A 25,320-nucleotide genomic window follows, 5' to 3' on the forward strand; every position below is an offset into this window, starting at 1 on the left:
GTCGTTCCGTGTATTCTTCTGATATCTAATGAGGGCGCGAGACATGGCCGAGCCATTTCTATCGGAAATCAGGATTATGTCCTTTGTCTTCCCGCCCAAGGGTTGGGCGCTCTGTAACGGGCAGCTTTTGCCGATCAACCAAAACCAGGCGCTATTTTCACTGCTCGGAACCACTTTCGGCGGTGACGGCCAAGTCAATTTCGCGCTGCCCGATTATAGGGGACGTATCCCGATCCACGTTGGGAGCGGTCACACACTAGGCGAGCGCGGTGGCGAGCAAAGCCATACGCTGTCGATTTCCGAAATACCGACACACGTTCACTTTGCGCAGGCAAGCACAAACACCGGTAGCAGCCAGGATGGTGCGGGGAACGTTTTGGGGGTGGTTCCGGGGCGGCTGTATAGCGATTTCGCGAACGTGACGACGCTGAGCCCGAGCACAATTACCAGTGTCGGCGGCAGTCAGGCACATCTCAACATGCAGCCGTTCCTGACGCTGAGCTTCTGCATTGCCCTGCAGGGCATTTTCCCTTCGCCGAATTAAGGAGGCGCGATCATGGCACAGCCTTATGTTGGTGAGATACGCATGTTTGCCGGCAATTTTGCGCCGGCCGGCTGGATGTTCTGCGAGGGACAGCTTCTGCCGATCTCGGAGAACGAGACACTGTTCCAGCTGATTGGCACGACCTATGGCGGCGATGGCCAGAGCACCTTCGCGCTGCCCGACCTGCAAGGCCGTGTTCCGCTCCATCAGGGCAGCGGCTTTATTCTTGCGGAGACGGGAGGCGTGGAGGAAGTCAATCTGACAATTTCCCAGATTCCTTCACACAGCCATCCGATGGTCGCGTCCCTGAACATTGGTCAAGATACAAGTCCCAGCGGGAAGGTCGTTGCACAGATTGGCGGTGGCGCCTTGCCCTACATCCAGGACACGACCGATACCGACATGGCCCAGCAGGCTGTAACAGCCGTTGGCGGCAGCCAGCCGCACAACAATTTCCAGCCGTATCTTTGCATCAGCTTTATCATTTCACTTTTCGGCATCTTTCCGTCGCCGACCTGAGAGGGACATCATGGCTGACCCGTTCGTCGCCGAAATCCGAATCTTCCCCTTTTATTTCGCGCCCAGGGGCTGGGCGTGGTGCGACGGGCAGTTGCTGCCGCTGTCGCAGAACACGGCATTGTTCTCGTTGCTGGGCACGACCTATGGCGGCAATGGCAAAAGCAATTTTGCTTTGCCCGACCTTCAGGGCCGCTTGCCGATGCACCCGGGGCAAGGACCAGGGCTTTCGCTGCACGATCTCGGCGAGACCGGCGGTACGGAAACGGTAAGCCTGCTCGAATCGGAGATTCCTAACCACACCCACGCGATGCGCGACCATGACATCGACCTGGGCGAACTCAATGCGCCGTCATCGACGCGAAGCCTGGCCAAATCCACCAACGCAACAATCTATACCCCGGCGGCCAACCTGACGCAGATGAGCCCTCAAGCGCTCCCCCCTGCCGGCGGCGACCAGCCGCACAACAATATGCAGCCCTATCTCACCTGCTATTTCTGCATCGCGCTGCAGGGCGTCTTCCCGCCAAGAAGCTGAATTCCGAACCGAAAGGGCAGGACCGTACGATGGCCAAGAACGCAGAACCGAAGTCGAAGGTCCCCGCAGCGAAGACGCCGGCGCCGAAAGCGGCTTCCAGGGCCCGCCCGGCGCCGTCCAGCCCTCCACCCATTTTCCAGCACAAGCCGGCCGGCACGTCGTTTTTCGAACTGTCGCGGCTGATGGTGGTGGGGATCGATTCCGCCAAGGGGCAGTTGATCCAGAAAGCGCAGCTTTCGCCGAACGGGCTATGGCCCTCGGCCTGGTCGTTCATCGCGCCCGGCGCCTGGGTGATCATGACGGCGGGCCTCACCAAGGACGGCCGTGTCGCCGTGGTCGCGCAGCCATCGGGAACCACCAATCTGTCCTTCATCACCGAAGACGCCAACCAGATCGGCCCGGTCGAGAAATGGACCGCGCCGATCAGCATCGGCACGCCGCCCGGCGCCACCTCCTATCAGAAGCTTTCGATGGCGCGCGATGCCGATGGCCGCATCGAGGTCTTTGTCACCGACAATCAGGGCCGCATCTGGTGGATCTACCAGAATCCGGACCAGATCGTGCAGGTGCAGAAAACCATCACGCCGCCCGGCACGACGACCCCGATCGTCGTCACCGTCGACGTGCTGACGCCGCCGGCCAAACCGTGGAGCGACTGGATCCAGATCCCCGGCGGGCTGGTGACGGTCACGGCGATACGCCAGGGCGACGGCCGCATCGCGCTGTTCGGCATCAATTCGAACCTGCATCTCTATCGCTGCCAGCAGGCGAAGGCGCAGGCCTTGAAGGCCGCCGACTGGACGGGTTGGGTGCAGATCGACACGACCCAGACAGGTGGCTTCATCGAGATGGCGCCGGTCATCGGTCCATTGGGCGCCACCAATTTGTTCGCCCTGACCCAGAACGGCCAGGTGCTGCACACGCGCCAGATGCCCGCCGGATCGGATACGTGGACGCAGTGGGCGACACCCGGCTACTCCAGGGCGCCCAACCAGGCGCTTGCCGCCGGCATCCAGGGCGACGGCGATATCGTGCTGGTCGCGGCCGACCAGCAGCACTTCCTCCAATTCAACGCGCAATGGGATGCCTATACCCAGAACTGGTCGGGATGGCGCGATTTCGGCGCATCCCTTCGCTCGACGCGCCTGACGCTCAACTACAATGCCGACGGCCGGCTCGCTTTGTTCAGCCTGGCGCTCATGCCGGACGGCACCAACGGGCTGTGGACGATCAACCAGATGGGCGTCGACAGTTCCGAATGGGAGTATAATTGGACGTCGCTGACCGACAATAATCTCAAGCAGATCGTCGTCGTGCGCGACCTGACGCCGCCGGTCTGACGGTTGATTTCCGGCAGCGTGGCGGAAGGCAAGCAGGCCCGTCCGGTCTGGCCCCGGTCTGACACGGCCGGGCTCCGCTTTCGTGCGGCAGTGGAGGCGGACTTGCCGTTCCTGTCGCGGCTCTATGCCTCGACCCGCTTCGAAGAACTCGCGGTGACGTCGTGGAGCGAGGCGCAGAAGGCCGAATTCCTCGGCATGCAGTTCCAGGCCCAGCACGCGCATTACCGAAAACACTATCCCGAGGCCGATTGGCTGGTGGTGGAACGCGATAGCGAAGACATCGGCCGCCTCTATATCGAGCGCTGGCCAAGCCAGCACCGCATCATCGACATCGCCTTCCTGCCGCATCATCGCCGCAAGGGTTACGGCACCGCGCTGCTCTGCGACCTCATCGACGAGGCATGGTTAGCCGGCAAATCAGCGTCGATCCATGTCGAGAAGCACAATCCGGCGAGACGGCTTTATGTCGCGCTCGGCTTCGCGGTCGTCGAGGACAAGGGCGTTTATGACCTGATGGCCTGTGCGCCGCCGGGGGGCGACGATTTATGATCGTCGGAACCGATTTGTTGGCAGATGCGATCATTGTCTATGGTCATCGTTTGCGCTGCCTCTCACCTGCCTGCCGGCATCCTCTCCCCATACAGTGACGGGGAGAGGGACGCTTTCATCGCGGATTTCGCCAATCTCCAGCGTTGCAAGAAAGGCGCCGGCGTCGCAGCCAGCCACTCTCGCCCCGTTTACGGGGAGAAATGTCCGGCAGGACAGTGAGGGGCGGCGCCGGCGGCAAGGATTGTCGCATTAGGCCCTGTCACGATGCGATAGGCCTGCATGAAGCCCAAAACTGGGTCCTAATTGAACACCGCCTCGTACAGCCGCCCCGTCGCATCGGCGGCGACCGGCACGATGAAGATCTCGTGGCTGCCGCTTTCCCCCGTGAAAAGATAGGTCGCCTGCGGCAGTGCGATGTCGCGCGGGCCTTTGAACAGCAGCGAGAAACCGCCACCCGGGCGCGGGCTGGCGGCGATGGGCTTGACCGCACTCAGTTCGAGCGGGATCTGCTGGCCCCCGGCTTCTATGGTGAAGGTTTGTCCCTGCTCGAAATCCGCCATCCCGTTTGCCTCAATCTGTCCGCTGGAGCGGTTCAGCGTTCGGATCGCTGATTCGGCTTTTGTTTCTTCGCAATTGCCAGGGGAAAACCGCTCCACACTTTTCCTGGAATTGCTCCAGCGGAGGCACTGTCGCCGCTTCGCCGCAAGCTGTCCAGAGGCGTGCAGGCTGGCGGTCGTGTCCCCAAGACAATCGACCGCCGCAATCCCAAAATACAGCACCGCCTGTCCTTTTATGCGCGGGAGAGACGCTGTAGTACTTTGTTCCTGCGCGGGGTTCCTTTCGACCCAAGATCAGCGCAAACAAGCATAGATCCCGGCTTCGGGACCATTGGCAGCCTGATGGGCGTGCGGGAGACGGATGATGGCTGATGCAAAGACGGAAGTGACGGGCGACGCGATGCCGCTGTTCTATTCGAGGCCCGAGGCGCTCAACCCGGCGCGGCACGGCTCGCTGGGCCTGACCGCGCGCAGCGATTTCGGCTTCGCCCGCTCGGCGCACGCCATTCCGGTGGTGGCGTCGGAAATGCCGGCGGCGATGCGCTCCTACCCGATCGTCTTCATCGGCCCGGGCAAGGCGCCGGTGATCATCACCGGCGTGCGCCAGAACGAGAACCTGTTCGTCGATGCCGAAGGCAAATGGACCGCGCCGCACTACATCCCCGCCTATGTCCGCCGCTATCCCTTCATCCTTGCCGAAGACCCGACATCGGCCGGCCGGCTGACGCTGTGCGTCGAACGGACCAGCGACCGCATCGTCGACCAGTTGCTGGCGCCGTCCCGCGATGACAAGATCCTGCCGTTCTTCTCCGGCAACGAGCCGACCGAACCGACCAAACAGGCGCTCGCCTTCTGCAACCAGTTCCAGATCGACTTCCGAGCGACTCGCGAGATGGTCGAAAAGATCGATGCGCACGGCCTGTTTTCGCCACGCCAGAGCAAGGTGACACTGGAAGGCGGCGAGGTGCTCAACCTCACCGATTTCCAGGTGATCGACGAGCCGGCCTTCAACAAATTGAGCGACGAGGCGTTTCTCGACCTGCGAAAATCAGGCGCGCTCGGCCTGCTCTATTGCCATCTCGCCTCGACCAACAGTTGGACCTCGCTGGTGCATCAGGCGTCGCTGCGGAAGGCGGGGCGGCCAGCGAGCTGATTTCACCCTGGCACGCAGTAGATTGATCGTGACAACAGCGCAAGTGATTAACTTGAGGACACAGTGATAGTTCCGTCTTCAGGGCCGCTTACGATGGTCTCCTCGAAGTAATTGTTTGTGATCCGAACATAGTATTCTCCGGTCAGAGCGCCGGATTCCGCTTTAAGCTTAAAGTTAATTGTTGTTGTGTCTTCGATGTTAGTGTCGTTGTCGTTGATCAATAAACATGAGGCTATTTCTGAAGTGTCAGCATAAATAAAGTCGATTACCAAGTGCTCTGTGTCGTTAAACCAACTCCGATCCGGGGAGACCGTCACGCTCACAGTAATCGGCTCTCCGGCTCTTACAGCATTCCCTTCAGGTGTATCGACGCGAACTATATCTACTCTTGCCATGATCCATCTCCCTTTGGCATTCTCAAATGACAATCGGGAACGCTAGTCGAGATCGCCGCGCCCGTTGCGGTTCATGGCGCCGCCGGACCGCCCCATCGCACCGCCAGACCTGCCCATGGCGCCGCCCGATCGCCCCATCGCACCACCAGATCTTCCCATTGCTCCACCCGACCGGCCAAACGAATGCGGGTCCAGCTCTGCACCCAACAGAACATCTTCGAGCGTTCCCGTGTCGAGCTCCAGCCGCATTGTCAGGTCACTCTTGTCGTACACCCAGACCTGCATTCCGCGGGCAAATGAGCCTATCTGCGATGACAGTCCGGTATAGGCAGGGTCGCTTGGACCGCGGCTCATGACCTTCAGATCGGTGTCCGCCGGAGCTGGATAATCAACCGCGGTGCCAGGCCCATGAACAAGAAGTATGGTCGGTCTGGCCAGCTCGTAGAACTGCGCCTCGAAGGTGAATGCATAGATCCTTGCCAGCAGGCTGCCGGAGGCGTCGATCTGGTTCTGCAGGAATCTGTTATTGCCAGGTCTTGGAGGCCGTCCCCCATCGATCCTCTTCTTCAGCTTCAAATCTTCAAGAACTCTACCGAACAAGTGTATGGCCGAGGTATTTAAAATGGTTTCAGTTATCATGGATCACCCCATCCTCTGCAATGTCGATCAAAGCTCGGCGCCACTTCTGGACATCCAATATTTCTCGAAATAGCTCATATCCGGGAGACGCACCTGATCCCGTGGACGAGCGGTTCGACCCTCATGAACATGGCTCTTTCGGTCTGGCTTCGTCAGGCGAGGCCCGGCACGGTAGCGAAAAATCCCTCTTCGGTCGAAATCCCGGAAGATGATGCTTGATAGTTCTCCTCCGGTCACACGGTCGTCGACCGCGAGCATCGTTCTCGCCACGTCACGATAGTCCAGGAAATCCGGGGCGAGAGCCCACAGTGTCTCGGCGAGATAGGCACCCACGATATCGCGCGCGTCGAGCAGCGCTTCGACGAAACCGTCTGGATTGCGCGTGAAATCGCGGTCAAAGACTTTCTGGAGCGGCGCCTCGGCGGTTGGGTAGATCTCGGCGAGGTCGGCAAGATCTTCGGCCTCCGGCGAAATCAGTCCTCGATCCACCAAGCTCTCGTGAAAGACATCGACCAGAATGTCGAAGACCGCGCCAGTTAGAGGTTGCGACAAGGCATGCTCGTCGGTCCAGCCGTCCGCGAAATCGGCCATCGTCTGCTTGTTGTTGGCCTCGCGTATCTGGCGGTGCGGTGAAAATTCCGAAAAGCGAGAGAGTTGATTGGCGATGTAGAGGTTCCCACGCGTCACCGTCAGAACGTTTTCGATCACGGATGGAAAATGCATGGCCGCGATCAACGAAACGCAGTCGGAAAAGGCCTCCTGAAAGCCCAGATATTCGGGGAACTCAGCTCCCGGCTTGGGTATGCCGAGGACGCTGTAGACGAACGCATGGCCAACCTCATGCGCGATAATATCGAAGTCGAGGCTGAAGGGGAGCGCGCTTCCGTCTTTCGTGAATTGGCTGCCGAGCTCGAGGAAGCCATAGCCGTATTGAGCGTTGTCCCAATCCGGCAGGATCGAGATTTCCAGACGGTCGTGGTGATCGTGGAAATGCCAGACGAGCGGTTGGCCGATGTAACGCTCCCAAACGTCGAGCGTGAAGCGCACGCATCCGAACGCGTGCGCTGCTTCGAAGCCGGGCGTCGAGGGCTGATAGTGATCGAAGTTGCCTTCCTCGTCGGGAATGGCCGGATCGAGGATCGCTCGCGTCCAGGGCGGCAGGGAGATGAAGGGCGTGCCCAACGGACCGTGGTTGACGCCATAGGGCCGCGTCTTGTCGGCCGGCTCGACGACATACATACGATCGTCGGATGGGCCAGGTCCGACACTGCCTCGCGGGGACGAAACCGTAATGATCTCGGGACTTGACGTAGGGTCTTCGAACGGAGGCTGAACGAACAACCTGAACCGGGTACCCATTCCCCACCTCTCGGTTATATTAGTTACGTAACATAATATCCGCGGGATGGCGAGGGCGTTGGTTTGTCGGGTAAATCTTCCTGAAGGCTGATTCTCGATTATCGGCGACAATTTGACTCAAGAACAATGCGTATCGCTACTGCAGCAGCTGGAGCAACTTCTGGTAGCGAGGATGACTACGAACAGAGGCGAAATCGGAATCGTTCTTGAACCAGAGTCTCATCTCGGCGCCAGCCTGCGGCAGCCACGCTTCCAAAAGGTCGATCGAACGTTCGAACTCCCCCAGCAACGCATAGGTACAAGCTGCGTTGTATTGGACGTTGATATCGTTAGGGTCGATCGCCAGAGACCGGTCAAGCCACTTGGCCGCCCTATCGCGTTCACCAAGGAAGGCCAGCACGATAGCCCCTAGGCAGGCACAATTGGCGTTCTCGGGATGCAAACGGAGTTCCTCTTCAGCTCTCTCCAATGCGATTCGTGCATAAAGCTCCGCGTCGTTCTGTTGGCCGAGAGTACGAAAGACGTTCACCAGCATCACCGGTGCGCCGTAGTCGGACGGTTTGATTTCCATCGCGCGCATGAAGTACGTGGCGGCGAACTCGAACTGGCCGCCGGTTACGCAAAACTCGGCATAGTAACGATTGGCCTCGTGGCAATTGGCGTCGAGCGTAAGAGCCTGTTCGAACGCCGCCGCGGCCTCGGAACGGCGATCGGCGAGGGACAGGGCAAAGCCCCTGGCTGAATGCGCTTCGGCCAAATTCGCGTCCAGGGCCAGGGCCTTGTCCGCGGTCGCGAGAATGTCGTCCACATGGATCGGTGAGCCGTAGTTCGACTGAAGGCGTACGTCGCAGACCGCCAGACCTGCATAGGCACGGGCATAGCCCGGATCGAGCTCAATGGCCCTGATATAGCTTTGTCTGGCCATCAGGTGGTTGGCTCTGGTCGCGATGTGGCTGTAATCGCGCCCTCGAAGGTAATGCGTATAGGCTTCCACATTGTCCGTCGGCGCCTGCTCGATAGCTTTCCTCTCCTCAGGCAGGAGCTTGACCCTGAGCTGCGCCACGACCGCTTTGGCGATTTCGTCCTGCACGGCGAAGATGTCGGTGAGGTCGCGGTCGTAGCGGGCAGCCCAAACGTGTCCGTCCGTGGCGCCCTCGATCAACTCGGCATTGATCCTGACCCGGTTTCCCGCCTTGCGGACGCTGCCCTCGACAATGTAGCCGACGCCAAGCTCCCTGGCGATGCGTTCCATCTTGTCGGTCCTGCCCTTGAACGCGAAGACTGTATTGCGGCTGAGCACGAACAGGCCGGAGACGTTCGAGAGGTCGGTTATGATGTCTTCAGTGATGCCATCGCTGAAATACTGCTGGTCGGGATCAGCGCTAAGATTGGCGAATGGCAGGATCGCCACCGACGGCTTGTCGGACCGCGCCAGCGTCTGGACGGTTCTGGCCGCAACATGCGTCTCGACATAAGACACGCCCTGGTCCCAGTTGGCGAAGTAGACATGCACCTGCTGGGCAATGTTCTTGACGGTCCTGGTGCCCTGATCGGCGAAGTCGACGCCCAGCTTGTTGCCGACCGCATGGCGCACCGCTTCCGAGCAGGCAATGCCGCCGGGCATCGCGAGGCCCTGCAGCCGCACCGCAAGATTGACACCGTCGCCCTGGAAATCATCACCGTCGACGATGATGTCGCCAAGGTTGATGCCCATGCGAAACTTGAAATGCCGGTCCTCGGGGATGCCGGCATTCCGCTCGGGCATGCCGCGCTGGATCTCGACCGCGCAGCGCGCCGCATTAATTACGCTGCCGAACTCGACAAGAAAGCCGTCACCCATCACTTTGAAGATGCGCCCACCGTGCTTGGTGACGGTCGGATCGAAGAACTCCCGTCGATGCTGCCGAAGGAGATTGAGCGTGTGCTCTTCGTCGACCTCCATAAGGCGGCTATAGCCGACCACATCCGCAGCCAGGATCGCCGCCAGCCGACGCTCAACATGCTCCTCGGACATGTCGTCTCCTGAAATCGCAGACAATTGTTCCGCCTGAGTTAGTTCTAGCTGATTTACCTGCTCGGCGCCAACGCCGCTGGAGGTCGCTCGCGCCCGATTCGCGGTCTCGGCCGTCATGGTCGCGAAATGGAAGCGAAAGCCGTTGGCCGATTATCCATGGAATATCGATCGCCCTAGACGCAAATTCCGGAGCCGCCTCGCTCTACCCGCGGACAACCTGTTGAGGCTCAACACCCAGGTCGGATGGGCAGCCCTACGTTCCCGGCTTCGGCTGGAAACGTCGTCCCCCCCGCTCCCCGGCGCCAGATAGCAAAAAGGCCCGGTTACCCGGGCCCTTTATGCTTTTCAAATCAAAAGAAGATTTGGAGCGGGTGAAGCGATTCGAACGCTCGACCCCAACCTTGGCAAGGTTGTGCTCTACCCCTGAGCTACACCCGCTCGCGCGGCGTCTTGGCCGCAAGCCGGGCCTATATGGCTGAAGAGCGCGGCGATTGCAACAGGGAAATCGCAGGCTTTTTGCGACACGATGCGCGGGGCCGGCAAGCCGCCGGCGGGCGCGTGAGTGGCGGGCGGCGGGGCGCCAGCGCGAAGGGCGGTGCCGCTCACCATGATGTCGCATGACGGTCTTGTGTCGGCTGCCCCATTGGCCGTAAACGGCTGGCTTGAGAAACGGGACGAAACCGATGCCGAAGACCGAAGCCGATTTGATGGCCTTTCTTGCCGAACTCGGCATTGCCACGTCGACGAAGCGCCACCCGCCGCTCTATACCGTCGCCGATTCGCAGGCACTGCGCGGCGAGATCGCCGGCGGGCACACGAAAAACCTGTTCCTGAAGGACAAGAAGGACAATTTCTTCCTGGTCACCGTCGGCGAGGACGCGGTCGTCGACCTGAAGCAGATCCACCAGGTGATCGGCGCCGCCAGCCGGGTTTCCTTCGGCAAGCCGGAGATGCTGATGGAGCTGCTCGGCGTCACACCGGGCGCCGTCACGGTCTTTGGCGTCATCAACGACACGGCAAACAGGGTCAAGCTCGTGCTCGACGAGGATTTGATGGAGCATGCGGTGATCAATGGGCATCCGCTGACCAATGAGGCGACGACATCGATCGCGGCGCGCGACCTGATCAGATTCGTCGAGGCAACCGGGCACGATGCTGCTATCTTGAAAGTCTCCATGTGATCGCCACATGGATGGCTTGAGTCAGATGGTCTGAAGCATAGGGCGCCTGGCCGCCGGCCGGCGGCGCCACGGAAGGGTAGAGAGATGAGCGACAACAATCCGTTCGGCGGCTCCTTTGGCGGCAATGGCGGCCAGTACACCACCTCGGTACAGTATGGTGGAGCCGCGCCGGCGCCGGCGAAAGTCGCGCTTGGCGATGCGCCCGCCGCTCCCGCCGACGTGATCAAGGACACGACGACGGCTGCCTTTGCCGCCGATGTCATCCAGGAATCGCGCCGGCAGCCGGTGCTGGTCGATTTCTGGGCGCCCTGGTGCGGGCCTTGCAAGCAACTGACGCCGCAGTTGGAGAAGGCGGTCAAGGCCGCCGGCGGCAGGGTCAAGCTGGTCAAGATGAACATCGACGACCATCCCTCGATCGCCGGCCAGCTCGGCATCCAGTCTATCCCGGCGGTCATCGCCTTCAAGGACGGCCAGCCGGTCGATGGCTTCATGGGCGCCATCCCGGAGAGCCAGATCAACGAATTCATCACCAAGGTCGGCGGCAAGGGCAACGGCGCGCCGCCAGTGGCCGAAGCCCTGGCCGCGGCCATTGAGGCCCGCGCCGCCGGCGACATGCAGACCGCGGCCGACATTTATGACGCTATCCTGGCGCAGGCGCCGGAGACGATCGAGGCGATCGCCGGACTGGGCGAACTGTTGTTCGACGCCGGCGACACGGAAGGCGCCGAGGCGCTTTTGGCAACAGCCCCGGAGGCCAAGAAGGATGCGCCGCCGCTGGCAGCCCTGCGCGCCAGGATGGCGGTTGCGGCGCAGGCGGCGGCCCTCGGCAATCCAGCCGAGTTCGAGCGCCGGCTGGCGGAAAATCCCAAAGACCATCAGGCGCGTTTCGATCTGGCCATGATCCAGAACGCCAATGGTGACCGTACGGCCGCCGCCGACAATCTGCTGGCCATCATCAAGGCCGACCGAAGCTGGAACGAGGATGGCGCCAGGACGCAATTGCTGCAGCTGTTCGAAGCCTGGGGCATGACCGATGAGGCGACGCTTGCCGCGCGCCGCAAATTGTCGGCGCTGCTGTTTTCCTGAGCCGGCTGCCGGTTGTTTTGCCGCACGGGCTTGGCGTCGGCGATGATTGCGCCAGATTAGGGCCAAGAACTCACGCGCTTCTTGATGGCGCGATCGGAGGAATGAGGTGCAAGCGGGAAACGCGCATTACCGGCTCGCCAAGGATTTGCCGTCGATGATCCCTATCTTTCCGCTCGAGGGTGCGCTTTTGCTGCCGGGAGGCCGCATGCCGCTCAACATCTTCGAGCCGCGCTATCTGCAGATGGTGGACGAGGCGATCGCCGGCTCGCGGCTCATCGGCGTCATCCAGCCCAGTCTCGACGGCGCCTTGCGCGACGACGGCGAGCCGGAACTCTGCAATGTCGGCTGCGCCGGGCGCATCATCGCCTTCTCCGAAAGCGGCGACGGCCGCTACCTGATTTCGCTGCAGGGCGTGTGCCGGTTTCGCATCGCCCACGAATTGACGGTCAAGACGCCGTTTCGCCAGTGCAAGCCCGCGCCTTTCCTTGCCGATCTCGATGAGGACGAGGCGGGCAACGAGATCGACCGGCCATCGCTGCTCAAGGCATTTCGCGCCTATCTGCAGGCCAACGATCTGGAGGCCGACTGGGAAAGCGTCAGCCGGGCCGAAAATGCCATGCTGGTCAATGCGCTGTCGATGATGGCGCCCTACGGGCCGGCCGAGAAACAGGCGCTGCTCGAAGCAGCCGACCTGAAGACCCGGGCGGAGACGCTGATCGCCATCACCGAAATGGCACTGGCGCGCGAGAATGAGGATTTTGGCTCGAGTTTGCAGTAAGAGGGCGCGATGGCGGACGGACGTGACGGGAAGAAGGTCGACCCCAAGCTGCTGGAACTCTTGGCCTGCCCGCTGACCAAGGGGCCGCTGGCCTGGGATCCAGAGCGCGGCGAACTGATTTCCAGGGTCGCCAAGATTGCCTATCCGGTGCGTGACGGCATCCCGATCATGCTGCCCTCCGAGGCGCGGACGCTTTCGGTGGAGGATGTGCTGGCCCCGCCGCCGCGCTTGGGTGGGTCGGGCTGAGGGGCACGTTTCTTATACCCGCCAATTTGCCGAAGGCTGGCGGGACAGAGGGGGGCGCGAAGGATCGCCGACGTCCGCTTTCGTTCCGCCCTTGGCATGGCCTTGCCTACTGAAAATTGCGCCCCTTGGGCATGACCCTTTCCGCCTCTTCCGATAGCGTTGCGAGATCCTGCCGGATCGGCGCGCTTTGTTTGGTGGGGCTGGAGCGATCCGAACCGTCCCTGGCGAGGTCTCTCGGAGGAACCGCCGGTTCGGCCCCGCTGACCTTCTCCAGAAGCACGGTCAGCCAAGGCGTCAGATCCTCGATCCTCTCGGCGACGATGTGGACCACGCCCGATTCCGACTGCAATTTTCCGGTGACCTTGACGAACCGGGCGCCCATGACGATGGGCCGGTAACGGTCGAAGGTCCTTTGCCAGAAGATGACGTTGGCAACCGCCTTGTCGTCCTCCAGCGTCAGGAAGATCGCATTGCCCTTGCCGGGGCGCTGCCGCACCAGCACGAGGCCGGCGACGGAGACGCGCCTGCCGTCGCGCACGGAAGGCAGGTTCGCATTGGGGATGACGCCGGCGCGGTCGAGCCGCTCGCGCAGGAAGGCGACCGGATGCGCCTTCAGCGACAGGCCGAGCGCGCGGTAATCATGGATGACATGCTCGCCGAGCGGCATTTTCGGCAGCTTCGTCTCAGGCTCCAGCTCGCGCAGGCGAAGCGCCGGCTGGTCGAACAGCGGCAGCCTTTCGGCGGCGCTCTTGCCGTCGAGCGCGCGCACCGCCCACAAGGCTTGGCGACGATCAAGGCCGAGCGAACGGAAGGCATCGGCCTGCGCCAGCCGCTCGATGTCGCCGACATCGAGGCCGGAGCGCAGCCAGACATCCCTGACGGATACGTAGCCTGAGCCGCGCTGTTCGACGAAGGCCGCCATGCGCTCCTTCGACAGGCCCTTGATCTGGCGGAAGCCGAGCCGGACGGCATGCTTCGTCTCGATGACGCCGCGCATCTCGGCATGGCGTGGGAGGATGCGGGCCGGATCGAACGGCGCCTTTTCCAGCGTGCAATCCCACACCGAAAAATTGACGTCGACATCGCGAATGTCGACGCCATGGTCGCTTGCGTCGCGCACGAGCTGGGCCGGCTGGTAAAACCCCATCGGCTGCGAATTCAGGATCGCGGCGCAGAACACGTCGGGATAGAAGGTCTTGAACCAGCAGGAGGCGTAGACGAGCAGGGCGAAGGAAGCGGCATGGCTTTCGGGGAAGCCATATTCGCCAAAGCCCTCGATCTGCTTGAAACAGCGCTCGGCGAAGTCCTTCGTGTAGCCCTTGCCGACCATGCCATTGATCATACGGTCGCGGTAATTGCCGATGGTGCCGGTGCGCTTGAAGGTGGCCATGGCGCGGCGCAGTTCATCGGCCTCGCCCGGTTTGAAGCCACCGGCAACGATGGCGATATTCATCGCCTGCTCCTGGAACAGCGGCACGCCTAGTGTCTTGCTGAGGATCGCCTCCAGCTCCGGTTTTTGATACTCGGGTTTTTCCTTGCCTTGCCGGCGGCGCAGATAGGGGTGGACCATGTCGCCCTGGATCGGGCCCGGCCGCACGATCGCCACCTCGATGACAAGGTCATAAAAGGTTTTCGGCTCAAGGCGCGGCAGCATCGACATCTGCGCCCGCGATTCAATTTGGAAGACGCCAAGCGTATCGGCGCGGCAGATCATTTTGTAAACTTGCCTATCCTCCGGCGGCAGGGTGGCCAGCACATAAGGTCGGCCGTATTTGTCTCGCGCCTTTGGATAGTGGTCAGTAAGCAAGGTGAAGGCGCGCTGGAGGCAGGTCAGCATGCCGAGCGCCAGCACGTCGACTTTCAGGATCTTCACCGCGTCCAGATCGTCCTTGTCCCATTCGACCATCTTGCGCTCGTCCATCGCCGTCTTGACGATGGGCACGATCTCGTCGAGCCGGTCCCTGGTTATGACGAAGCCGCCGACATGCTGCGACAGATGGCGGGGGAAGCCCATGATCTCATTGGCACGTTCCATCACGTGCCTCGACACCGGATCGGTGCGGTCAAGGCCGCCGGCGCGGGCTTCCTTCTCGCCAAGCTCCGATGTCGACCAACCCCAGATCGAGCCGGAAAGCGATGCCCTGACATCCTCGGACAGGCCCATCGCCTTCGACACTTCGCGCAGCGCCGAACGGCCGCGATAGCTGATGACGGCGGCCGCAAGTGCCGTGCGCTTGCCGCTGTATTTCTCGTAGATGTACTGGATTACGGTTTCGCGCTTTTCGTGCTCGAAATCGACGTCGATATCCGGCGGCTCGTTTCTCTCCTCGGAAATGAAGCGCTCGAAGAGCGAATCGATTTTTTCCGGTCCTACTTCGGTGATGCCGATGCAGAAGCAGACGACCGAATTGGCGGCCGATCCACGTCCCTGGCAGAGAATATCCTTGCTGCGCGCGAACTTGACGATGTCGTAGACAGTCAGGAAATAGCGGGCATAGTTGAGGCGTTCGATCAAAGCGAGCTCTTCCTCGATGCGCCTGGTCACCGAATCCGGCACACCCGCCGGATAGCGGTTGCCCGCTCCCTCCCGCGCCAGCCGCTCCAGTTCAGCCTGTGGGCCAAGACCCGATTCCGTCGGCTCGTCGGGGTAGTTGTACTGGAGGTCGCCAAGCGAGAAGGTCAATTCTTCCGCAAACCGCAGCGTCTCGGCCAGCGCCTGCGGATGCCGGCGGAACAGGCGCGCCATCTCCATTGGCGGCTTCAGATGACGCTCGGCATTGGCGCTGAGTTGCAGCCCGACCTCGGCGACGGGCGTGTTGAGGCGGATCGCGGTCAGCACGTCCTGCAGCGGGCGCCGTTCGGCCGTGTGGTAGAGAACGTCGTTGGTCGCCATCAGCGGAATACCGACGCTCTCGGCAAGCGCCGCGGCCTGCTCGACGCGGAAACGGTCATTGCCGGCGTAGTCGGGCGAAACGCCAAGCCGCAGGTTCCTGCCGAAGCGGCCTTTGAGGTCTCGAAGCAGGGGAAGACTATCTTCCGCGCCCGCCGACAGACCGGGCAGGACCGCCAGCGACATCAGGTCACCCCATTCGAGGAGGTCGCCGCGCTGGAGAAGGGTGGCGCCTTTTTCGTTCTCGTCGCGCAGATTGGCTTGGGTAAGCATGCGGCACAGATGTCCCCAGCCCTTGCGGTCCTGGGGATAGGCGAGGATGTCCGGCGTGCCGTCGCCGAAAACCAGCCGACAGCCGGGGTGATAGGAGAGCGTCTCGACCTTGGCCTGCTGCCAGGCGCGCACCACGCCGGCCACTGTGTTGCGGTCGGCAAGTCCGATTGCGGAGAAGCCCAGGAGCTTGGCCGCGACCACCAGCTCCTCCGGCTTGGAGGCGCCGCGCAGGAAGGAGAAATTCGACTGGATGCCGAACTCGGCATAGGGGATGACGGTCAGCGCGTTCATGCGAAGACACCATGCATGAACCAGCGCGGCGGGACCTGCGTGTTGCCATAAAGACCTTGCCGGTAGAGCCAATAGCGGCGACCATCGGCGTCCTCGATACGGAAATAGTCGCGGGTTGACGTGATCGGGTCGCTCGCTGCCTCGCGCCACCATTCGGCGGCGATGCGTTCCGGCCCTTCGGCACGCGTGACCCGGTAGAGCGCGCGCCGCCAGCGGAAGTTCAGCGGCGGTCCTTCCGGCATTTCAGTGGCCGGCACATCGATGGGTTCGGGCGAGCGGAACAGCCGGATCGGCCGTTCCGGCGGAAATATGGTTTTTGGTGCCTGCAGCCTGTCCGGCTTCTTCGGCGGCGTGGTCCGGCGTGGCGCGTCGGTGAAGGGGATGGTGGCTACGGCACGCTCCGGCAGATGGCTTTCGACCGCGACCGGCCGGAGCACCGCGCCCTCGCCGAGCCGGGCGCGGATGCGGTCGGCGAACAGCGCGATATCGGCGCCGTCGTCGGTCGTTTCGCCGGCAAGATCGGCCTGCTGCATGTCGAAGGTGGCTGCCGCCAACACCGAGAGCCGCACCAGATCGAAACCATAGCCGGCATCGATATCCTGTTCGAGCGCGGCCAGTCTTTCATGGAACAGTTTCTGGATCAGCATGGGTTCGCGCATCGGCCGCGAGGTGCCGATGGCGATGCGGCTGACGGCGCCGTCGACGCGAAACAGCAGCAGCGCCAGCGTTCTGGCGCCCTCGCCGCGGCGCTCGAGATCGGTTTTCAAGGTCGCCGCCAGCATGCCCACCAGTCGTTCGATGTCCTCGGTCAAAGTGACGGGCTCGGCCAGATGGCGTTCGACCGAAAGCGGCGCGACGGGCAGGCGCGGCGACACCGCTTCGTCGAGACGGCCAAGCGCCTGGTCTAGGCGCAGCAGCAGCAAGGCGCCAAAGCGGCGGGCGAGCGGCGCGCGCGGTGCCGCCATGACGGCGCCGGCCGTGCGCAGGCCCACACTTTCCAGGCTGGTGCGGGTCGAGGGTTCAATGCGCAGCGCGGCCAGCGGCAGGGGTGCCAGCAGTGCCTCCTCCTCGCCTGACACAACAATGCGGTCACCGCAAAAGCGTGCCGCCGCCCAGGCCGCGCCCGGCGTCGCGGCAAGCCCGGCGCGGACATCGAAACCCTGATGGAAGAAGCGCGACAGGATGTCGTCCAGCATGGCGCGTTCGCCGCCGAACAGATGGGTGCAGCCGGTGACGTCGAGAAACAGGCCATCCGCGCCATCCAGCGCCACCAGCGGTGTGTAGCGGTCGCACCAGTCGGCGAGGCCTTCGAGCAGGCGGCGGTCGGCCTCCGGATCGGCCTCGACGACGTCGATCGACGGATGCATGGCGCGCGCATCGGCGATGCCCATGTCGCGCTTCAGGTGCAGCGCCTCAGCCCGCTCGTCGAGGGCCGAGATGCGCTGCGCGTTGCGGTCGCGATGGCTGATCACGAGCGGCGGGTGAGATGGGTGATCCGACGGCCGGGAACGCCAGGACCGCCCCAGACGCTGCCGCAGGATCCTTTCCACTGCCAGATAGGGAAACCACAGGGACAGGATTCTTTGCCCGGTCTCTTTCCCCGCCTGTTCTTTCATCGAATGCGAGTTCATCGGGGTTCCACTCCAGTGTGAATTGTCCAGGCAGGGCCGTGCGGCTTTTGCCGATGTTGAGGGCAAAGGCCGGGCGGCCGATCGAGCCGGCGAGCGGCCCGGCAATGGTGTTGCGCGGCACCGCCGGCGCCGACGTGACAATCAGGCGAACAGGTGCCGCCGTCGGCTCGGGCTCGGCCGCCTGCCGCAGCAGGAACACCGGCCGGCCGGCGCCTTGCGCCCTTGCATTCAGCCGGCGCGTCGCGGTCAGGTTCAGCCGCTGCGGATTGCCGCGAATTTCCAGAATGACGGCGGCGAGCGCCGTCATCCGGGCCGCCTCCTCGGCGACCCACAGCGCATCGACAAGCTTTGGCGCCTCGGAAAACAGCAATTGCTCCGGCTCGATGCCGAACGCGGCATGAAGCCCCCTGGCATAGGGAAAGCCCGCCTCGCGGAAAATCTCCGATGTGCCGATCCACAGCACCGGCAATCCCGGCGTTTGCTTGAGGATCAGGCTGATGAGCGACAAAGCGAAGCCGGCGACGGCCCCGGCATCGCGGGTTTCCAGCCCATGGATTTCGCTCAGGGCGGCCTTCGGCAGACCACCACTCAGGGCGGCATCAAGACGCTCGACGCCGATGGGCAGGAACGCATCCGGCAACGCCGCGGCAATGCCGCGCCTGACGATTGTGAGATCGGTGTTGACGTCAGCATCGAAGGTCGCGGCAGCCGGCGCAGCCAAGCGCTCGGGCAGCGTTCCCTCGATTTTCGCGATCTGGCGGCGCAGGGCAAAAACAGTCTCCCGCGCCACGGCGGTCATCGCCATGACGGTCAGCTTCCACTCACAATTGTTCCTGTTATGTTCCTATAGATTCCAGAGGCCGTCGGAAGAGTCAAGCGGAGTCATGGGGAATTTATTCCTCTCCGCATGGGTGGCGCAGGCGCATCGGCCCGTTCATTTGCCGATTCCGGTGCGAAAGCCTATATGCCGGGATCAAAGGACAAAGCATGGCCCGCATCTACAAGACCCGCACCTGGCACGACGAACTCTCGCCCTCGATGGACGAAATGGAGTTCCTGGCGCTGGAGGCGTACGCCCATCTGCCGGAGGATTTCCGCAAGCTGACCGGCGAGATCGTCATCCAGATCGCCGAGTTCCCGACCGACGAGATCATGGACGATCTGTCGCTGGAAACGCCCTTCGACCTGCTCGGCCTGTTCGAGGGACGCGGCATCGCCGAGCGCTGGAACCCGCAGACCGGCGAAGGCCCGAACCGCATCACGCTCTACCGCCGCGCCATCCTCGACTACTGGTCCGAAAACGAAGAGACACTGGGCGACATCGTCACCCACTTGCTGATCCACGAGATCGGCCACCATTTCGGGCTGTCGGACGATGATATGGAGAAGATCGAAGAGGCGGCGGAGTAGCGCTCAGATGACGGAAGCAGAATTCGCCGACCGGATCGATTGCAACTGGCCGTATCACGACATTCCACAAAGCCGGGAACTGATCGAAACCGCCGTCGGGATTTCACCGAATGCCGCTTTCCTCGCACTTGGTGAGCTTTGCCATCTGCCCGCAAGTGCTGCCGTCGAACCGGCCACTCTCGTTGCCCTGGTCGACTTTTGGCTATCCGAATTCGACCACCCGATGGCACCTATGACAGCGGAATGCGCGATCTCCATGATCGAACGCAGGCGGTTGCCGGTTTCTGAAATCCTTGTGAGGATGGATTCCGTCTCCGGCTATCCTGGCCTCGTTGCAGCGCTATCGATCCTCTATTTCAGTTGCGATGACGTCGAAGGTCGCGCAGACGCACGGCTCAACGAAATCAGAGCCGCTTGGGAAAATCTGGCGTAGCTGGTTACTGATCGACCAAGCGCTGGATTCCGTCCCTATTCTGACCGCCGATCTCCTTGAGTTCGGCCTGCCCCAGCTTTGGCGAGCCGATCACGCGCGGCTGATGGCGGTGACCTCCGCCTTGCTCAATTATACAGGTTTTGATATAAGGCTGGTCAATGCCAGTGATGAAGCGCCTGGAGTTTCTTGGAGATTCTCTTGCAGCTTCGGGATTTTCCAGAGGCGGCGCGCAAGGAAACAGGCGTTCAGTTGCACAAGGTGCAGTTCGGATTGAGCCAAGCGACTGGAAGCCGATGACGACAGTAGGCCCTGGCGTGCGAGAAATCCGCGTCCGGAACGACGCCGGAGCATTCCGGGTGCTTTACGTCGCGAGCATAGGGGACGCCGTCTATGTGCTGCACGCCTTCCAGAAAAGACGCAGCAGACGGCGAAACGAGACTTGGAGCTAGCCGCATCGCGGTTCAAGCAAATCTAGCGGAGGCGTGACGATGGAACGTCAGAGCTTTGAAAATGTGTGGGACGCGCTGGAAGATACTCCGGCCGAGGCCGCCAACATGACCATGCGCTCCAACTTGCTGATCGCGATTGAACAGCGGGTGCGGAGTTGGAACGCTACCCAGGCCGAAGCAGCCGAGCGGCTCGGAATCACGCAGCCGCGCCTTAGCGACCTCCTCCGGGGCAGGATCGCGAATTTCAGCCTGGATACGTTGATCAACCTTGCGGCACGGGCCGGACTTACCGTGCGCCTCTATATCGCCGAGGCTGCCTGATTAGTGGTGGGTTGCGGCGCTACTGTCCGCGAGCACTAAGCCGCAGGTAGGCATTTGCACCCTGCTTCCTGCGTCACGTGAATTGTCCATTCCTATCCAGTCGGTCCAGAACTCAGCGGCGGCAAGGGTTCTTGGGATCTCGCTTCAGATACGTTGGCCATTCGGCTGATAAAAAGATGCAGCGCCTTGCGCACGGCGAGCGATGGCGGCTCGGACGGATGCCACTCCGGAAAATGACCATCAACCCCCATTCGTGCCAACCCATAGACAAAGGCACGAGCGGCAAGAACCAGATGATCGAAGTCCGTGTTCGCAGCCAGCCGACCCTGGTGTTGCGCCTGGGTCAGCAGGTCGATCATCTTCCGGCGAATGGCCTCATTCTGACCGCGAAGACTGTCCGACGCGTCGAAATCAATCAGCGTTCGGGAACTGATAATCTGGAAATGCGTGGGATTGGCGATCGCCCACTCCAGATAGCCTTGTCCGATTGCTTCGAAGGCCACGATGGGATCCGCGCTGTCGACTTCTGAAAGTGCATTGGCAACGGCCTCTGTCAGCCGGTTCATGGCCTGTTCGGCGACCGCGGTCAGCAGCGCTGTTTTCGACTGAAAATGCCGGAAGGGGGCGCCGGGGGAAACGCCGGCCCGCTTTGCGGCTTCGCGCACGCTCACATTGTCGGGGCCGCCTTCCTCGACAAGTTGAATTGCAGCATCGATCAACGTGTCCCGCAAATTGCCATGGTGGTAGTCGGTGCGGTGAGGCGTCTTGGCTTTTGCCATCTCTTTCTTTCGTTCCGTAGAGCTGCTTCACGCGTCCGTAGCACGATCCGCGATTTATGTAATCACTGTTTACAATGCAGATAAGGGGATGTAAGCAGTGATTACAGATGGGACCGGAACAGGCCTGCGGTCTTCGCGGGCTCCCCGTTTCTCAGAATGAGGAGACGAACATGTCTGCCAGAACCGCCGAACCCCGCCGTCCGCAATCGTTGATTTCGCTGAGGAGTCCAGCCGAAGAACCTCAGCACAAGGAGAATCTCACGACTGTCCAGTCGAGCGCGGCTGTGCCCAGCGTCACGCTTTATCGGCTTGCCGCCGTCGCCGGGGTGGGAAGCGCGCTTATTCTTGTGGTTAACGCGGCCAAACGCAGCGCGCTCATCGCGACCACCGATCTGACACAACTTCTCGCGCCAGTCGCCGAGATATTGGCGCTTGGTCTTGTCGTCGGCCTGTTTCTCGCTTTTGGCCGGCGCGCGGGCCTGTTCGGCATCAGCGCGTTTGTCATCAACTTCGTTGCATTGGCAAGTTTGGTCGGTGTGGAAGTGGTGATCAATCTGGTATTTTCGAAACTTCCGCTGACAACCATCATCGAGCTGCGCGCCGGCCCTCTCGGACTGGCTCTGGTCGTCAGTTCGTTCCTTTTTCTGCTTGGGACGCTGGCGTTTGTAATCTCTCTTGTGGTTGCAAGAGGCGTTCCGCGCATTCCACTCGCCCTCTATCTCATTGGCGCGGTGCCTATCGCGCTCCGTGCGTTCGTGCCGGAGTGGGCCCTTGACCTGGGTTTGGTGACGCTTGCGACAGCGATCGCCTGGCTGGCCGGCTGGCTGTGGATGCGAGCGGAGCCTACCAGTCGCTGAGCTTCGTATCGGGTCCGTATTCCTGGCCGTCGATATCCTTGACCACGGCCTGGCCGCAACGCATCGTTTTGGCCTTCTTGTCGTAGGCATAGGTCGGCGAGCCGAACAGGTGCCAGCCCTTGTTCAGCGCCGCCGTCACCTTGTGGCAGAAGCTGGCATCGTCCGGAGCGGACAGAAAGCGGTAGAGTTTCATTGTTCAGTCCTGTCGTGAGTAGCCATAGCCCGCCCGCATCGATCGAGCACTTATGACCCGATGGCGGCTGCCTTCGCCAGCAGTTTTTCGGCCTGCGCCAGATGCAGGCGCTCGACCATCCTGCCGTTCAGCGCGATCACGCCCTTGCCGGCATTCTCGGCGAGCGCGAAGGCTTCCTTCACCGAGCGCGCCTCGGCCATCGCTTCCGCGGACGGTGCGAAGGCACGGTTGGCGGCTTCGATCTGGGCCGGGTGGATGAGGCTCTTGCCGTCGAACCCCATGGCCGCGGCTTCCGCGCATTCCTGGGTGAAAGCGTCGAGGTCGCGAAAATCGTTGGAGACGCCGTCGAGCATGTCGATGCCGCCGGCACGCGCGGCCAGCACCATCTGCATCAGCCATGGCACGAGGTAACGTCGGTCAGGCGTTGCCAGAATGCCGGTCTCCTTGACCAGATCATTCGTTCCGGCAACGAAACAATTGAGCCGCGAGGCCGGATCGCGGCCAAGCTCGGCGATGGCGCCGATGTTGAGCAGCGCCTTGGGCGTCTCGATCATCGCCCATAGTTTCACGCTGTCGGGAGCGAAATTGTCGTCAAGCACATCGCCGGCCTCGAGCAGGTCGCGCGGCGTGTCGACCTTGGGCAACAGGATGCCGTCGGCCTCGCAGCCTGCGGCAGCCAGCAAATCGTCGGCGCCCCATTCGGTTCCCAGAGCATTGATGCGCACGATCATCTCGCAGCGGCGGCCAATATGGTTGGCGAAAATGCCGGCCAGTTTTTCGCGAGCGCCGATCTTGTCGGCCGGGGCGACGGCATCCTCCAGGTCGATGATGACTGCATCGCAGGCAAGCTGCGCGATCTTGGCCAGCGCCTTGTCGTTGGAAGCCGGAATGTAGAGCACGGAGCGGCGCGGGCGATAGGTTTCCATGGGTGATCTATGCCGCTTGTGGGTGGGTGAGGCAAGCGGGCAGGGCTGTGACCCCACCCTCCCCCTTGTGGGGAGGGTCGCTGCGAAGCAGCGGGGTGGGGGTGCGGCGCCGGACCCCCACCCGGACCTGCGGTCCGACCCCCCACAAGGGGGAGGTGGAAGCTCGGCGCCCCTCTTCGCGCCCCTGCACGAAAACTGCACAGGCCTGCGGAAAACCTCCTCCGATCCGCCTCACCCTTTCCCCGCCGGCCTGACAAACAGACGGCATGCAAAACCGAGCAGAACCCCGATGGTCCCTGCCTTGCCGGCTGCGCCGCGAAGACTGGTGGCTGGCCGATGCGCCGCGCGCGTGTCCCGTCGCAACCCTCATTCCCTTTGTCCGCAAGAGCCCGCCGGCAACCCGGCGGGACGCCATCAGGAAAGCCCGATCATGACAGCGTTGCTCTGCGCCGCGCCGAGCTATTGCAGCCGCTTCGGTGTCGCCATCCTCCTGGCAGCACTTGCGGATTTCCTGTTCTACGGCCAGCCCGCCGGGATCACGGTTTTCCTGTTTGCCCTGCTGATTGCCGCCGCGGTTGTCGCCGTGCATCCGGCGGCTTTCAGCGACGGTCGCGTCTGGCTCAAGCCCATCGCCTTGCTTGTCGCGCTGCTGCCGCTGGCTGAAAACGTCAGCACCCTGTCGGTTTCGATCGCGCTGGCGGCGCTGACCGTCTTTGCCCTTTCGCTGAGCGGGCGGCTGCGGCACAGCATCGCCCGTATTGCCGGGCAGATCGTGCTGTTCGGGCTGGCGGCGCCGTTCCGCTTCGCCAATGATTTCGTCCGCTGGCGCAGGACGGCGCGGCGGTTCGGCCGGCGGCGCATCCGGCTGGCGGCGATCGCTGTCTGGGTGATGCCGCTGACGCTGGGCGCGGTCTTCCTGGCGCTGTTCGGCGCCGCCAATCCGGTGATCGACTACTGGCTGTCGCTGATCGACCTCATGAGGCTGCTCGATCTTATCCAGCTGGCGCGGATTGCCTTCTGGCTGTTCGTGCTCGCCGCTGTCTGGGCTTTTCTGCGACCGCGCCTGCCGCGCCTGGTTCGCCGCATCCCGCGCGCGGCGCCGGCCGTCAGCGCTCAAGCCGACAAAACCGCCACCACCATCGAAGACATCCTGTTCGGCAAGGCCGCCATCCTGCGCGCCCTGATCGTCTTCAACATCCTGTTTGCGCTGCAGACGGCGCTCGACGCCACCTATCTGTGGGGCGGGGCCGCCCTTCCCGACGGGCTGAGCTACGCCTCCTACGCGCATCGTGGCGCCTATCCCCTGATCGTTACCGCGCTGCTTGCCGCCGGCTTCGTGCTGGCGGCGCTGCGGCCAGGCAGCGAGAGATCGGCCGATCCGCTTATCCGCCGGCTGGTCTATGCCTGGGTGGCGCAGAATATCATGCTGGTCATTTCGTCGATCCTGCGGCTCGACCTCTATGTCGGCATCTATGCATTGACCTACTGGCGCGTCGCCGCCTTTGTCTGGATGGGGCTGGTCGCAGCAGGCCTTGCCCTGATCATTGCCCGCATCGCGCTGAGAAAATCCAATGAATGGCTGCTGTCCGCCAATCTTCTGACGTTATCTCTGACGCTTTATGCCGGCTGTTTCATCAATTTCGCAGCGACGATCGCCAACTACAATGTCGACCATTCCCTCGAAATGACCGGCCAGGGCATTCCCCTAGACGCCTGGTATCTTCACTCGCTCGGTCCTGGCGCGTTTCCCGCACTTGATCGCTTCCTCGAGCAGCAGGGCAAGACGGTGGCCGTCGGCACTGTCCGCGAACTGGCTGGCGTGCGCGGCAGCGACGAAATCTGGTATCGAACTATCCAGCAGAACTGGCGGGCCTGGAGCTTTCGCGACTGGCGGCTGCTTCGATATCTCGACTCCAAGGGGCCGTTCGTGATTCCCTCCGCTATCGAACCTTCCATGCCGGGCCGCTGATCC

The 25,320-nt window shown here is 62.3% G+C and carries 26 protein-coding genes, 1 tRNA gene and 1 pseudogene; 16 read left to right on the forward strand and 12 right to left on the reverse strand.

What is annotated here, in order from left to right:
• Positions 1–43 precede the first annotated feature (43 nt).
• Genes AC0L2U_RS10135 through AC0L2U_RS10155 form a run of 5 tightly spaced genes read left to right on the forward strand, consistent with a single transcriptional unit; the run spans position 44 to position 3,487 of the window.
• Positions 44–544 (forward strand): phage tail protein, encoded by a 501-nt coding sequence (locus AC0L2U_RS10135; protein ID WP_127267580.1) that lies wholly within the window; start codon positions 44–46, stop codon positions 542–544.
• Between the two features lie 12 nt (positions 545–556).
• Positions 557–1,063: a phage tail protein gene (locus AC0L2U_RS10140; RefSeq protein WP_127399261.1), complete on the forward strand. Its 507-nt coding sequence runs from the start codon at positions 557–559 to the stop codon at positions 1,061–1,063.
• A 10-nt stretch (positions 1,064–1,073) separates the two neighbouring features.
• On the forward strand, positions 1,074–1,598 hold the full coding sequence (locus AC0L2U_RS10145; protein WP_128289125.1) for a phage tail protein: 525 nt from the start codon (positions 1,074–1,076) through the stop codon (positions 1,596–1,598).
• A 29-nt stretch (positions 1,599–1,627) separates the two neighbouring features.
• A complete protein-coding gene (locus AC0L2U_RS10150) occupies positions 1,628–2,938 on the forward strand; it encodes a DUF8189 domain-containing protein (protein ID WP_292660909.1) in 1,311 nt (436 codons plus the stop codon).
• 18 nt (positions 2,939–2,956) lie between these two features.
• On the forward strand, positions 2,957–3,487 hold the full coding sequence (locus tag AC0L2U_RS10155; RefSeq protein ID WP_292660924.1) for a GNAT family N-acetyltransferase: 531 nt from the start codon (positions 2,957–2,959) through the stop codon (positions 3,485–3,487).
• A 299-nt stretch (positions 3,488–3,786) separates the two neighbouring features.
• On the opposite strand, the gene AC0L2U_RS10160 is transcribed toward AC0L2U_RS10155, so the two are convergent.
• On the reverse strand, positions 3,787–4,266 hold the full coding sequence (locus tag AC0L2U_RS10160; protein WP_473601846.1) for a DUF6916 family protein: 480 nt from the start codon (positions 4,264–4,266) through the stop codon (positions 3,787–3,789).
• 142 nt (positions 4,267–4,408) lie between these two features.
• Between AC0L2U_RS10160 and AC0L2U_RS10165 the strand changes: the two genes are divergently transcribed.
• Positions 4,409–5,197, forward strand: coding sequence for a SapC family protein (locus tag AC0L2U_RS10165; RefSeq protein WP_473601848.1), 789 nt, complete (start codon positions 4,409–4,411; stop codon positions 5,195–5,197).
• Between the two features lie 47 nt (positions 5,198–5,244).
• Here AC0L2U_RS10165 and AC0L2U_RS10170 read toward each other — a convergent pair whose 3' ends face one another.
• From AC0L2U_RS10170 to AC0L2U_RS10190, 5 genes are all read right to left on the reverse strand, one after another.
• A complete protein-coding gene (locus AC0L2U_RS10170) occupies positions 5,245–5,592 on the reverse strand; it encodes a hypothetical protein (RefSeq protein ID WP_473601849.1) in 348 nt (115 codons plus the stop codon).
• Positions 5,593–5,634: 42 nt separating this feature from the next.
• Positions 5,635–6,231, reverse strand: a complete 597-nt coding sequence (locus AC0L2U_RS10175) for a hypothetical protein (protein ID WP_127267587.1) — start codon at positions 6,229–6,231, stop codon at positions 5,635–5,637.
• Positions 6,232–6,258: 27 nt separating this feature from the next.
• Positions 6,259–7,590 carry a gluzincin family metallopeptidase gene (locus tag AC0L2U_RS10180; RefSeq protein WP_292696939.1) on the reverse strand — a complete coding sequence of 444 codons (1,332 nt, stop codon included), beginning with the start codon at positions 7,588–7,590 and terminating at the stop codon, positions 6,259–6,261.
• 136 nt (positions 7,591–7,726) lie between these two features.
• On the reverse strand, positions 7,727–9,604 hold the full coding sequence (locus AC0L2U_RS10185; RefSeq protein WP_128363657.1) for an adenylate/guanylate cyclase domain-containing protein: 1,878 nt from the start codon (positions 9,602–9,604) through the stop codon (positions 7,727–7,729).
• Between the two features lie 363 nt (positions 9,605–9,967).
• A tRNA-Gly gene (locus tag AC0L2U_RS10190) sits at positions 9,968–10,042 on the reverse strand.
• A 245-nt stretch (positions 10,043–10,287) separates the two neighbouring features.
• Here AC0L2U_RS10190 and AC0L2U_RS10195 point away from each other — a divergent pair.
• The 4 genes from AC0L2U_RS10195 (at position 10,288) to AC0L2U_RS10210 (ending at position 12,895) form a co-directional block, all read left to right on the forward strand.
• Positions 10,288–10,785, forward strand: coding sequence for a prolyl-tRNA synthetase associated domain-containing protein (locus tag AC0L2U_RS10195; protein WP_473601850.1), 498 nt, complete (start codon positions 10,288–10,290; stop codon positions 10,783–10,785).
• A gap of 84 nt (positions 10,786–10,869) precedes the next feature.
• The gene (trxA, locus tag AC0L2U_RS10200; RefSeq protein ID WP_473601851.1) at positions 10,870–11,871 is read left to right on the forward strand and encodes a thioredoxin; all 1,002 of its coding nucleotides are present in this window, start codon (positions 10,870–10,872) and stop codon (positions 11,869–11,871) included.
• 106 nt (positions 11,872–11,977) lie between these two features.
• Positions 11,978–12,649, forward strand: coding sequence for an LON peptidase substrate-binding domain-containing protein (locus AC0L2U_RS10205; RefSeq protein ID WP_473601852.1), 672 nt, complete (start codon positions 11,978–11,980; stop codon positions 12,647–12,649).
• A gap of 9 nt (positions 12,650–12,658) precedes the next feature.
• Complete coding sequence (locus AC0L2U_RS10210; protein WP_127381787.1) at positions 12,659–12,895, forward strand: Trm112 family protein; 237 nt, start codon at positions 12,659–12,661, stop codon at positions 12,893–12,895.
• Positions 12,896–13,001: 106 nt separating this feature from the next.
• Here the strand turns inward: AC0L2U_RS10210 and AC0L2U_RS10215 are convergent, their stop codons facing one another.
• Genes AC0L2U_RS10215 through AC0L2U_RS10225 form a run of 3 tightly spaced genes read right to left on the reverse strand, consistent with a single transcriptional unit; the run spans position 13,002 to position 18,785 of the window.
• Complete coding sequence (locus tag AC0L2U_RS10215; RefSeq protein ID WP_473601854.1) at positions 13,002–16,349, reverse strand: error-prone DNA polymerase; 3,348 nt, start codon at positions 16,347–16,349, stop codon at positions 13,002–13,004.
• Positions 16,346–17,821, reverse strand: a complete 1,476-nt coding sequence (locus AC0L2U_RS10220) for a DUF6504 family protein (protein WP_473601855.1) — start codon at positions 17,819–17,821, stop codon at positions 16,346–16,348. Before AC0L2U_RS10220 ends, AC0L2U_RS10215 begins: the two co-directional genes overlap by 4 nt.
• Positions 17,763–18,785, reverse strand: coding sequence for an ImuA family protein (locus tag AC0L2U_RS10225; RefSeq protein WP_473601856.1), 1,023 nt, complete (start codon positions 18,783–18,785; stop codon positions 17,763–17,765). Before AC0L2U_RS10225 ends, AC0L2U_RS10220 begins: the two co-directional genes overlap by 59 nt.
• 182 nt (positions 18,786–18,967) lie before the next feature.
• Between AC0L2U_RS10225 and AC0L2U_RS10230 the strand changes: the two genes are divergently transcribed.
• The 4 genes and pseudogenes from AC0L2U_RS10230 (at position 18,968) to AC0L2U_RS10245 (ending at position 20,593) form a co-directional block, all read left to right on the forward strand.
• Positions 18,968–19,390, forward strand: a complete 423-nt coding sequence (locus AC0L2U_RS10230) for a metallopeptidase family protein (protein ID WP_128290053.1) — start codon at positions 18,968–18,970, stop codon at positions 19,388–19,390.
• Positions 19,391–19,397: 7 nt separating this feature from the next.
• Complete coding sequence (locus AC0L2U_RS10235; protein ID WP_473601858.1) at positions 19,398–19,823, forward strand: hypothetical protein; 426 nt, start codon at positions 19,398–19,400, stop codon at positions 19,821–19,823.
• Positions 19,824–19,990: 167 nt separating this feature from the next.
• Positions 19,991–20,298, forward strand: a pseudogene (locus AC0L2U_RS10240) (type II toxin-antitoxin system RelE/ParE family toxin).
• 13 nt (positions 20,299–20,311) lie between these two features.
• A complete protein-coding gene (locus AC0L2U_RS10245; protein ID WP_473601859.1) occupies positions 20,312–20,593 on the forward strand; it encodes a helix-turn-helix domain-containing protein in 282 nt (93 codons plus the stop codon).
• A 92-nt stretch (positions 20,594–20,685) separates the two neighbouring features.
• Here the strand turns inward: AC0L2U_RS10245 and AC0L2U_RS10250 are convergent, their stop codons facing one another.
• Positions 20,686–21,372, reverse strand: a complete 687-nt coding sequence (locus tag AC0L2U_RS10250; protein WP_473601861.1) for a TetR/AcrR family transcriptional regulator — start codon at positions 21,370–21,372, stop codon at positions 20,686–20,688.
• Positions 21,373–21,542: 170 nt separating this feature from the next.
• Here AC0L2U_RS10250 and AC0L2U_RS10255 point away from each other — a divergent pair, with 170 nt between their 5' ends.
• Positions 21,543–22,229: a hypothetical protein gene (locus AC0L2U_RS10255; protein WP_206622085.1), complete on the forward strand. Its 687-nt coding sequence runs from the start codon at positions 21,543–21,545 to the stop codon at positions 22,227–22,229.
• Here AC0L2U_RS10255 and AC0L2U_RS10260 read toward each other — a convergent pair.
• Together AC0L2U_RS10260 and AC0L2U_RS10265 are read right to left on the reverse strand one after the other, a co-directional pair.
• Positions 22,216–22,422, reverse strand: coding sequence for a DUF1737 domain-containing protein (locus AC0L2U_RS10260; protein WP_127261267.1), 207 nt, complete (start codon positions 22,420–22,422; stop codon positions 22,216–22,218). The two genes, AC0L2U_RS10255 and AC0L2U_RS10260, sit on opposite strands and share 14 nt — an antisense overlap.
• 50 nt (positions 22,423–22,472) lie before the next feature.
• Entirely contained in the window at positions 22,473–23,348 is an 876-nt protein-coding gene (locus AC0L2U_RS10265; protein ID WP_128290050.1) for an HpcH/HpaI aldolase/citrate lyase family protein, read from the reverse strand.
• 430 nt (positions 23,349–23,778) lie between these two features.
• On the opposite strand from AC0L2U_RS10265, the gene AC0L2U_RS10270 reads away from it, so the two are divergent.
• A complete protein-coding gene (locus AC0L2U_RS10270) occupies positions 23,779–25,317 on the forward strand; it encodes a DUF4153 domain-containing protein (RefSeq protein ID WP_473601862.1) in 1,539 nt (512 codons plus the stop codon).
• Positions 25,318–25,320 lie beyond the last annotated feature (3 nt).

It is taken from the genome of Mesorhizobium sp. WSM4808, assembly GCF_055811675.1.